Here is an 11,922-nt window from a genome sequence, read left to right as displayed (position 1 = left end):
CCGATTAGCGTGTCAKCACCCGCGCCACCAAGGAGGACGTCATTCCCGGCCCCACCTACAATCACGTTATCCAGCTGATTGCCGAACCCGGTGAAGTTGCCCGTACCGCCATAGATCAAGCCCTCGATGTTTGCGCCCAAGGTGTAGCTGTYCAGRTAAGTCCAGACGCTGTCWSTMCCCCCTCCGACACCCTCRATCACGACATCGCCGGCATCTGTCACCTCGTAGACGTCACTCCCGGCGCCACCGATTAGCGTGTCATCACCCGCRCCACCAAGGAGGACGTCATTCCCGGCCCCACCTACAATCACGTTATCCAGCTGATTGCCGAACCCCGTGAAGTTGCCCGTACCGCCATAGATCAAGCCCTCGATGTTTGCGCCCAAGGTGTAGCTGTYCAGGTAAGTCCAGACGCTGTCASTMCCCCCTCCSACACCCTCGATCACGACATCGCCGGCATCGGTCACCTCGTAGACGTCATTCCCGGCGCCGCCGTCCATGAGATCCGCGCCGAGCCCACCGATGAGGATGTCGTTGCCCGCGTTACCATTCAGGATGTCGTTGCCACCCAGGCCGTTCAGGATGTCGTTGCCATCACCTCCGCTGGCCACGTCGTCGCCTGCCGTGCCGGTCCAAATGTCGACACCGGCGGTACCGACGAACAGATCACCGACCACTGTCGTTGCGCCAGAGGTGACTCGCTCAAGTGTGCCGAGATCATCGGTGTAACTCGCGACGACACGCAGTTGCTGGCCGACCTGCGCCTGGTCGGGCGTGAAAGTCGTGCCCGTCGCGCCGGCGATATCGGTAAAGACCGCACCGCTCCCCACCTGCCACTGATGGGCAATCACCGAGGTCGTAGTCCCGTTGGCGTCGGTGAACGCATCCGTGGCGGTCAAGCCCGAGCCTTCGGTGGGGGTCGTATCGCTGATCAGAACCGTTCCAACCGGCAGGACATTGATGGTGCCGGTACCGGCCGGCGCAATCGGTGCGGTCGGCGCCGAGAACACCTCCTCCAGCACGCCATTGGCGTCCATGTAGACCGCCCTGACGCGCAGCGCCAGCCCGGCTGCCACAACGAGTTCAGGAATAGCCGGCACAGCGCCGATGAGCGTCGCCGGTGGTGGGACTCTGAGTTCCGAGCCCACCGTGACGGTCGTACCCTCCGCGCGCGCGACCTCTCCTGCGGCAAAGAAGGTGATGTCTTCGAAGACGCCCGAGCCCGGGCGCGCTTCAAACTGCCAGAAGAAACTGATGGGGCCGGCGATCGCGCCACCTGTCGCAGTATTGTCAGCATCCGTGATGTCTGCCGCCGAAACCGTCAGCACCTGGCCGACAGCGGGCGTGGCATCGTCGATCCTCAGCACCCCGACTGGCGCCGAGTTCAAACCGCCGAGCACGACCGCTTGATCGGAGAACTGCAACCGCTCGATATTGCTGAGGGTGTCGCTCCCGTCCCTGCCAGCGACACTGTCGGTGACCGTAACGGTGCCGTTGACGTTATTGACCACGGTGTAATCCGCCAGGTTGCCGGAGAACAGCGCCGTGTCGAAGTCGGGACCGGTCGCCGTCAGGATTTCACGGACGATCTGGAGTTGGCCGGGGTTATAGGTGCCGTTCAACATGAGCGGAACCAGCGGTGTCAAGCTGTCGAACGTGGCGATTTCCGGCCCGGTGCCATCGATGTTCTGCCGCACACTGATGCGCACGTTGAGCCACTTGTCGCCGTCAATCAGGTCATCGCCGCCACGGCCTTCCAGGACGTCGCTGCCGTCGCCACCCAGGATGATGTTGCCCCCGTCGAACTTATCGTCGGCAGTGCCGGCGATGCCATCCGCGCCGTTGCCGGCGCTGCCGACGAAGTCCCGCAGACCGCTGATGAGGTCGAAGTTGGTGAGCACGCTGCCCTTGGCGCCAGCGATGGCGAGCACGTCGGCAGTGGAGTCATCGCCGCTGAGGAAATCGGCGTGGGCCGATCCCGACAGCCCTTCCACCAGGTCCAGCCGGGCAAGGATCGACGCGGTGGAGCCAGGCACCGCCGGCTGATCGAAGAAGCGCAGCCTGGTGTTGAGGCCGATGGTCACGCCGGCCGGATCGTCCTTGTAGGTCGCCCAGTCGTAACCGGAGAACCCGATGAAACGGTCCGCCTCGCTGGGGCTGCCGATCATGATGTCATCACCGCCCTCCCCGTCGAAGTTGTCCGGTCCGCCATCGCCCATGAAGACGTCGTTGCCATTGATCGGATCGTTTCCGAATGGGTCGAAGTTGTCGCCGGCGACGCCATCGGCGGATCCACCCTGGATCCAGTCGTCACCTTCGCCACCGCGCGCGAATTCGTTCGCCTTGCTGCCGAGGATGAAGTCGTTGCCCAGGCCGCCGCTGGTGTCGGCCGCGTCCTCGCCGGTGACGATGAAGTCCTGACCGGCCTGGCCGAGGATCAGGTTGAGGCCGTTGCCGCCCTGGATGACGTCGTTGCCGTCCTCGCCGTGGATGACGTCGTCGCCGCCCATGTCCGTGATGATGTCGTCACCGGTACCGCCAAAGAGTTGGTCGTTGCCGTAGCCGCCATCAATCCGATCGTTACCGGCATCGCCATAGACCGTGTCGTCGTCCGAGTCGCCGGCAATGAGAATGTCGTTGCCCGCCGTACCGCCCAATACGACCGTGTCGGCGCCGGTGTAGTGCAGGTAGTTGCTATCCGGCCCTACCGTGTTGGGGTTGTCGCGGATCACCAGCGGTGTGAGGAAGTCAGTGCGTGGTGAGCCAATCGGGTGGTCCGACGGACCAAAAGGATCGGCGTTGGCCGGCAGATCATCGGCGGTGCCGACAATGCCGTCGGGACCGGCAATCACACTCGGGTTGTACTGGTTCGCCTGATTGACCTCCAGCGTGTAGGCCGGCGTCAGGAAAACCCTGGCCGAGAGGTGTGTTGCATCGGTATTGGCCATCACCAGCGCGGAGAACGTGTTGTTCTCCAGCTCAGCGCCAAAGTCCATCGAGGCGGTGCGTTCCAGATAGTAGAAACGGTCTCCGTCCTGGAGTTTCTCCATCTGGTTCTCGAAGACGAAGTTGAAGGTCGAGCCGAGCATGCCGCCAAAAGGCATCTTCTCCTCGGCCAGCCCGCCAACCCAGAAGTCGACATCATCCAGGCCGGTGATGGTCACATCGTCTGCCGTGTGCAAAACGCCGTCCGCACCGGCGTTGCTGGCCCAGGCACCCGTGCTGTTGAGGAAGTCGACACGGTCGGCCGGTGCCGTCGCGCCGCCGAGCACCAGGTCCGCAGCCGCGGCGCGCTTGTCCGCCAGCGTGGTGGCGCCGGTGATGGTCGAGTGCGTGCCGTAGGCGGCGATGAAGTTGATCAGCGATTCCGGATGCTTCATGTGCTGCACGAAATCGGCCCAGCTCGTGTAGGGCTTGAGCTCTGCGTCGCCGGTGGGCGCATAGAACTCCCGCCGCGCCGCGTTCAGGGACGGAATGCCGGTATCGCGGCCGCGCGCCAGGTTGATGGCGGGCAGATCGAGTGGCAGGCCCAGCAGGTTGTTGCGCAGGGCTTCAGTGACGAACTCGTCGATCTCGTTGCCCACCTGGCGGGTCACGCCGCGCACGATGGCACCGGCCGCCTCCTCCGGAGTGGCGCCACTGCCCGCGAACTCGAGCGGGTTGAGGAAGGCCTGAATCAGCCCGATATCGCTTGAGGCGAAGTTCGGATCCAGCCGGTCGACCTGCTCCAGCAGCATCGAGTGCCCGAAGCGATAGACGGTGTGCGCGAACTCGGCAACGATGCTTGGATCGATCGCGGTGTCGTACACCTGACCCGGTGCAAAGAACGGATCGACCATCGGCTGGATAGTGCGCGCGAACTCTTCGAACACCAGGTGCTGGTACTGCATCTCGGTGCCGAACTTCGCGGTCTGGAACAGGCGCTCGCCGTTCCAGTCAAGGGTCGAGGTGTCGACGGGAACGGCAGTGACAGGTGTCAGCAGCCACTCGTTCAGGAACGACACGTCGCCGCTTGCCGCTGTCGCCAGGATGACCGCCATGGTGTGATCGACCAAGCGGTTGTGCTCATGGTGGAAGATGGAATGGACGGTGGTCAGACCGATGTTCTCGTTGACCCGGCCGTCGCCGGCAATGTAGTGCGCGTCCAACAGTTCGTTGTCGTAGAAGCCCGGCGCAGGTGTACCACCAACGATATTGTCCGCATCGGGCAGGAGTGCTGCGCCGGTCTGGCCGTCCACCGGAACGGCGGTGTGCGCGATGTCGTTGAGGAAAGCATGGCCGGTGCGCGCGGCGTTGACCAGGCTGATGGGCGCCGCCGGATTGCCTTCAACGAGCACATCGTCGGCCGTGCCGGCAATGCCGTCCAGGCCCTTCATCACCACCTGCGGAAAACCGTTCGGACCCTTGATGAAATTGCCGTAGGCGTCGGTCGCCAGCAATGGCACGTTGTCGAAATCGGCATCGGTGAGATTGATGCCGAGCAGATCATAGGCTTGCGCCTTGACCACCTTCCAGGTGGCCATGCCACCGATCTCGACGTCATCTGCGGTACCGAAATGCCCATCGGCGCCCAGATCACGATTTTCGATCAACTTGCCGGTGGCCACCGGATCGCCAGCCGCGTTGAGCTCATAGGCACGCAGGAACACCTGGTGCGAGGGATGCGAGCTGTAGGTCTGGTTCTGGTCGACAAACGGCGAGGTGGTGTTGGTGTTCTCGTGGATGTCGTCGGCCGTGCCCAGAACGCCATCGGGACCGGGCTGATTGGTGGCGCGCGTCAACACCATGAAGTTGGTCGGGCTACCGGGCACGAACAGCGGGTCATCCGGCTGCAGCGGAACGAACACGGTGCCTGAACCGCCCTTGGTGACGAGGTCCAGGCCATGGTCGAAAAACTGGCCGAAGAAAGTCATCCATTGGTTGAAGGGCGCGGTCAGGCCCGCGTCGGGGCTCACGTTCGGGTCAAAGAAGGTCTCGAACGTCGTGCCGTCGGTGCGGGTTCCAGTAACCACCTGCGCACCGGCCTTGAGGACATCGTCAGCCGTGCCGAGGACGCCATCCAGTCCCGGATCGAAGGTGGCCGCGACCGCCGCCGGGTTGTGGGCGGTCTGGTCGACGATCAGGTTACTGATGGTGCGCGGTTGCGAGTCGATCACCAGGCCGCTGGTCTGCGTGTAGCTCGTGCCGGCGTCGGCCGAGAGGAAGTTCGGCGTGGTCAGGCGCGGGAACACATTATCGGCGGCACCGAACTCGGGATGGAGCAGATTGTTGTCCGTCCCTTCGACCGTGCGCAAACCGAACGGCATCCGTATATTCGGGAGCAGCGAGTTCAGGTTCTCACCGGCCGCGTGGTGTTCCGCCAGCTTGATCTGGTCAAGGATGAATGCCAGGTCCGATTGCGTGTAACGCACACCGTTGCTGGCGGCGGTGGTCTGCGGATCGATCAGCGAAGGCGCCGGTGCAGGGGCCGGCGCCCCGGCCACTACTGCCGTAGTCGGCGCCGAGAATACCTGCTCGGTCACGCCATGATCGTCCGCATAGATGCCTTTGACGCGCACTGCCAGGCCGGCAAGATCCGACGTCACCGTGAAAGTGGGCGCGTCCGCTCTTGTAAAGCCGATACCGATGCGGCCTGGCCCGAGGATGATGTCCTCGAAGACGCCCGAGCCCGGTGTCGCTTCAAACTGCCATACGTAACTGATGGAATTGTGGATCGCACCGCCCGCATTGTCGCCATCGGTGAGGCCTGCCGCCGACACGGTCAGTATCTGGCCAACGGTCGGTGCGGTGTTATCCACCGTCAGCGCGCCCACCGGCTCAGCGTTGAGCCCGGGCACGAGGACCATGGACTGATCGGAGAACTGCAGCCGCTCGATGTGGGTGAGACGGTCGGTTTCTTCCTTGCCGACATTGTCGGTCACGGTGACGATGTCGTCGGCAAAGTTGAGCGGGGTGCCGTTATCGTCGACGGCGACTGTGTAGTTCGCCAGCGGGCCCATGAAGTTGACGGTGTCGAAGCCGCCCACGCCCGGCAGGATCTCACGCACGGCGACGAGCTGGCCGGGATTGTAGGTGCCGTTGAGCATGAGCGGGATCATCGGCGTCATGCTGTCGAAGGTGGCGATCTCCGGCCCGGTGCCATCCACGTTCTGACGCACGCTGATGCGCACGTTGAGCCAACTGTCGCCGTCGATGAGGTCGCTGCCGCCACGACCTTCGATGATGTCGCTGCCATCGCCGCCGAGGATGATGTTGCCCGCGCCGAACTGATCGTCGGCCGTCCCCCCGACACCGTCGGCACCGAAACCGGCACTGCCGACGAAGGCCCGCAGGCCGCTGACGAGATCGAAGTTGGTGAGGACGCTGCCCCTGGCCGTGACGTTGGCGATGATGGCCGCGTTTTGTTCATCGCCGCGCAGGAAGTCGGCGAAGGCCGACCCCGACAGGCCCTCCACTTCCGCGAACCGGTCATAGATCGAGTCGGCCGATTGCGCAACGGCGCCCACGATATTGCCCGCGGCATCGGGCACCGCGTGGTACGGACTGAAGAAGGGAACGACCATGTCGACGGTCACGCCGTACTTGTCGTTCTTGTAGGTGGTCCAGTCGAACCCGGACATGCCGTCCATCTTGTCCTGGGCATCGCTGGCGACGAAGGTATCGTCGCCGCCTTCACCGATCATTTCATCGAAGCCGCCGGTGCCGATGAAGATGTCGTTGCCGGGCACATCGTCGGACAATGTCGGGCTCATGTTATCGCCGGGCGCACCGTCCTGGGTGCCACCCTCGATCCAGTCGTCGCCTTCGTTGCCGGTCGGCGCGAGGTTGACCTTGGAGCCGAGGATGAAATCATCGCCCGCGCCGGCGAAGGTCATGGTGATGTCTTCGGTGGTGATGATGAAGTCTTTGCCAGCGCCGCCGAAGACCAGATTGTTGAGGCCGAGGGTCGAATTGCCAGCCTGGATGACGTCGTTGCCGTCCTCGCCGCGCAGGGTGTCGCTGCCGCCGATGTCGGTGATGATGTCGTCGCCAGCACCGCCAAAGACGTTGTCGTTGCCGTAGCCGCCGTCGAGGCGGTCGTTGCCGGCGTCGCCATAGACGGTGTCGTCATCCGAGTCACCGGCAATGAGGATGTCGTCGCCGGCTGTGCCGCCAAGCACGACCGTATCGCCGCCGGTGTAGTGCAGGTAGTTGGTATCCGGGCCCACTGTGTCGGGGTTGTCGCGGATCACCAGCGGCGTGAAATGGTCAATACGTGGTGAGCCAATCGGATGGTCCGATGGGCCAAAGGGGTCGGCGTTGGCTGGCAGATCGTCGGCCGTGCCGACGATACCGTCTGGGCCGGCCACCACACTCGCGTTGAACTGGTGCGTCGGGTCGGTCTCCAGGATGAAGGCCGGCGTCTGGAAGATGTTAGCCGGGAGGTGTATTGCGTCGCTGTTGAGCATCACCAGATTGGAGAACGAATTGTTCTCCAGTTCAGTGCCGAAGTTGAGTCCCGCAGTGCGTGCCAGGTAGTAGAAGCGGTCACCATTCTGCAGGTTTTCCAACTGGGTTTCGAAGACGAAGTTGAAGCTCGAACCCAGCAGGCCGCCAAAGGGCATTTTCTCCTCGGCCAAGCCACCGATCCAGTAGTCGACGTTGTCCAGCCCGGTGATGGTCACGTCGTCTGCGGTGTGCAGAATACCGTCCGCACCGGCATTGCTGCTCCAGGCGCCGGTACTGTTCAGGAAGTCCAGGCGATCAGCCGGCGCCGTGGCGCCGCCGAGCACGAGATCCGCAGCCGCGGCGCGCTTGTCCGCCATCGTCACAGCGCCAGTGATGGTTGAATGCGTGCCGTAGGCGGCGATGAAATTGATCAGCGATTCCGGGTGCTTCATGTGCTGCACGAAATCGGCCCAACTCGTGTAGGGGGTCAACTGGCTGTCGCCGGTCATGTGGTAGAACTCGCGCCGCGCCGCGTTCAGCGACGGGATGCCGGTGTCGCGGCCGCGCGCCAGGTTGAGGGCGGCCAGGTCCAGCGGCAGGCCGACCAGGTTGTTGCGCACCGCGTCGGTCACGAACTCGTCGATCTCGTTGCCGACCTGGCGGGTCAGGCCGCGTACGATGGCGCCTGCCGCCTGATCAGGGGTGGGGCCGCTAGCCGCAAATGCCAGCGGGTTGAGGAAGGCCGCGATCAGGCCGGTTTGTTGATTGCCCGGGTCAGTCGGATTGCCGTCGCCGACGACGTTGAAGTTGGGGTCGAAACGATCGACCGTCTCCACCAGCATCGAGTGGCCGAAGCGAAAGACCGTGTGCGCGAACTCCGCGACGATCGACGGATCGATGGTGGTGTCGTTACCCATAGGCGCCAGGAAGGCGTCCACTTGCGGCTGGATGGTGCGCGCGAACTCCTCGAACACCAGGTGCTGGTACTGCATCTCGGTGCCGAACTTGGCGGCCTGGAACAACCGCTCGCCGTTCCAGTGCAGGCCCGCGATGTCGGTCGGCGTCACTGGCAGCGCTGTCAGTTGGGCGTCGGGCATCAACCACTTGTTCAGGAAATCGAGGTCGGCGGAGGCAAGCACCGTCGCCTTGGTATCGTCAACCAGCCGGTTGTGCTCGCTGTGGAAGATGGAATGCACCGTGGTCAGGCCGATGTTCTCGTTGACCCGGCCATCGCCAGCGATGTAGTGCGCATCCAACAACTCGTTGTCGTAAGTGCCGGGCGCTTGCAGGCCGCCAATGACGGTGTCCGCGTCAGGCGTCAGGCCGCCGGTCGGATCGGCGCTGTGCGCAATGTCGATGAGGAACTGGTGGCCGGTGCGCACGGCGTTCGATAGGCTGATGGGTGCAGCCAGATTACCCTCGACGAGCACGTCATCGGCCGTGCCGGCAATGCCATCCGCGCCCATCATCACGACTTGGGGGAGGCCATTAGGCCCTTTGATGAAGTTGCCGTAATCATCGGTCGCCAGCAGCGGTACGTTGTCGAAATCGGCATCAGTGAGATTGATGCCGAGCAGATCATGGGCTTGTGCCTTGACCACTTTCCAGGTGGCCATGCCGCCGATTTCGACGTCATCAGCGGTACCGAAATGCCCATCGACGCCCAGGTCACGATTGGTGATCAGCTTGCCGGTGGCGACCGGATCGCCGGCGGCGTTGAGCTCATAGGCGCGCAGAAACACCTGATGCGAGGGATGCGAACTGTAGGTCTGGTTTTGGTCGACAAACGGCGAGGTGGTGTTTTGCTGTTCGTGGATGTCGTCGGCCGTGCCGAGAATGCCATCGGCGCCGGGCAGATTGGTGGCCCGCGTCAACACCATGAAGTTGGTCGGGCTACCAGGCACGAACAGTGGATCGTCAGGTTGCAGCGGAATGAACACCGTGCCGCTGCCGCCCTTGGTGACCAAGTCGAGACCGTGGTCGAAGAACTGGCCGAAGAAGGTCATCCAGGCGTTGAAGGGCACGGTCAGAGCCGCGTCCGGCGTGATATTGGGGATCTGGAAGACGGAAATGTCGTCGGCGGTGCCGAACAGGCCATCCAGACCGGGGCTGGTGACGACCTGTGAATCCGGATTGGCCGCTGCGGCCGCGACCGCCGCCGGATTGTTCGCGGTCTGGTCCACGATCAGGTTGCTGATGGTGCGCGGCTGCGAGTCGAAGACGAAACCGCTGGTCTGCTGGTAGGAGGTCGGTGTGGTTCCGCCAGGATCGGCGGGGCCGAAGAACCCGGCCGGCTGGACCTGCGCGGTATTGAACACCGGCGTTGTCATGCGCGGGAAGAAGTTGTCGGCGGCGCCGAACTGGGGATTGGCCAGGTTGTTGTCGATGCCGGAAACGGTGCGCAGGCCGAAGGGTACTTCTACGTTCGGCAGCATGTCAGCCAGACTCGCGCCTGCCGCATGCCGTTCAGCGATGAAAATTTGTTCGAGAATGAACTCGAGATCGGACTTGATGAAGCTGGCCATGGCTGTTTCCTCGATGCTTGACTGATCAGGAAACCACACGCATAAAACACCGCTTCAAACGCGTGGTTTAGTGCTGAACCCCATAAATAAAATCGAAAATCGAACGACGGGACCTGGTACCACGGCCGCACCGAGCCCCTACTGAATCGCGTGCGATCAGCAGTGCTCAACTGAGGATCAATTCCCCATGACAACCGTACTTACAGGCTGGTATTGCGCCTCAAGGAGGCGACGGCCCATGAACCCAGGCTGAATAGAAGGTGCAACTTACTGAAGACCCCGTCACGTATCGGGGCTCTATGTATTTGTCCATATTGTTCTCTCAGGCAAGTGGGGCTTATCACAGATGCCACACATCCAGCGATCAGAGTCGTTGGCCGGAATAGGCTCGCGAAGATCGCGATAGTCCGGGACTTCCTGAGGGGTGATGGCACGGTTCTGCATCCATRCGGCTTCGTCAACAAGCCTTTTATCCATGAGCCACTGAGCATCAACTACGAATTGACTGGTATGTATTGGAGACTGGTTCCACACGCTGGGTGGCGGAGTCAGGAAATCATTGGAACCATAGGTTTGGTTCTGCTTGAGTGGAACACCCGCACTGCTGTACTGAAAATCGTACTGGAATGTTTTCCCAACAAATATTTCAAGAGAACTGAGTTTCCCATCCTGGCCTGCATGGCCGTAAAGTGACAGTACAGGGGGCGAATAGTCGACCATACTGTTGGTAATAACTCCTGGCAATTGTTGCCGGAAATAGGGATTATCCAGATGGGTCGAAAATCTTTTTAAACTATTCATCGCGCCTCCCGCCATCAATCTCAAACGCCAGCTTTACACTCCATTGAAAATGAGTATTGAGGTGCTACCCGGATGTGTACAGAGACAAAAGCCCAATCAAATACTGAGACCTTGGTCGAAAAATCGGATCAGACCTTGGTCGGATCAGAGGCTGGCCAAACGTCCAGTGGTGGAGCGCCAGGAACTCATAGCACCCTTGCGAAATTGCGCCATTTGAGCCGCTCAACCCAGTTCGTTATCTTCGCCACAATAATTCTGGGTTTGACCATGACATTCGTTGGAAACCTCGTAAGCCAGAGCCTCGAAGATGCAACGATTCAAACGGCGGCAGAGACGGGCGCGCGTTATATGCAAAACTTTCTTGAACCCTTTGTGCAAGGATTAACCACTGCCAAAGAACTCCCCGATGGAACTATTCAGACTATTGATCACCTTCTGGCTAGCACCTCGTTGAGTACACATGTTGTCTCGGTGAAGATCTGGCTTCCAGACGGCACGATTGTCTACAGCACCGACAAATCCACGGTCCGGAAAACTTTTCCGACAAAGGAGATCTCAAAGGCGCTGACAGGAAAGATCTATACAGATCTGGACAATGATCTTGAGGACTATACTGAAGATGATACTGAGGATGCTTTTGAGCGAAGCTTGAATATTCCACTCTATGAAATTTTTGCTCCACTGCGCGAAGCGGGTTCTGGAAAAGTTGTTGCGGTTGGTGAGTTCTACGAAACCGCGGAAGCATTACAGCGTGAAATAACTAACGTTCGAAAAAAAGTATGGGTGATTGTTGGGCCAGCAACGATCGCCATGATTTTACTGTTGTTTTTTATCGTTTGGCGTGGCGACAAGATAATAAAGCAGCATGAAACATCACTTAAATTGCGAATACAGGAACAAGCCAGGCTGCACTCAAACAATGCCACCCTTCAGCGAAAAGTCACTACTGCTAATCGCGAATTCTCCAGAATCAATGAACTCACTCTGCGGCGGATCGGCGCAGATCTTCATGATGGTCCTGCTCAGCTGTTGTCACTTATTCTCCTACGCCTTGAAGAGCTGGAAGATTCGCAAGGCGCCTCAAATGTGGAAGTCCTCGAAATGATCAGACGGGCCGGCGAGGATGCTTTAAACGAAGTTCGGGAAATATCACTCGGCCTGGCACCAC

Annotated in this window: 3 protein-coding genes; 1 reads left to right on the top strand and 2 read right to left on the bottom strand. The window is 61.0% G+C overall.

Annotation, left to right across the window (positions count from 1 at the left end):
- Positions 1 to 9,953 (bottom strand): peroxidase family protein (locus tag AC1DRJ_RS11910; protein WP_477802318.1); only part of this gene is annotated, 9,953 nt, incomplete at its 3' end.
- 297 nt (positions 9,954 to 10,250) lie between these two features.
- The gene (locus tag AC1DRJ_RS11905) at positions 10,251 to 10,754 is read right to left on the bottom strand and encodes a hypothetical protein (protein WP_477802317.1); all 504 of its coding nucleotides are present in this window, start codon (positions 10,752 to 10,754) and stop codon (positions 10,251 to 10,253) included.
- A 72-nt stretch (positions 10,755 to 10,826) separates the two neighbouring features.
- Here AC1DRJ_RS11905 and AC1DRJ_RS11900 point away from each other — a divergent pair.
- The coding region (locus tag AC1DRJ_RS11900) for a histidine kinase (protein WP_477802316.1) at positions 10,827 to 11,922 on the top strand (1,096 nt) is incomplete at its 3' end.

The organism is Pseudomonas sp. P5_B2, from assembly GCF_056400445.1.
This window is presented reverse-complemented; position numbering and strand designations above follow the sequence as displayed.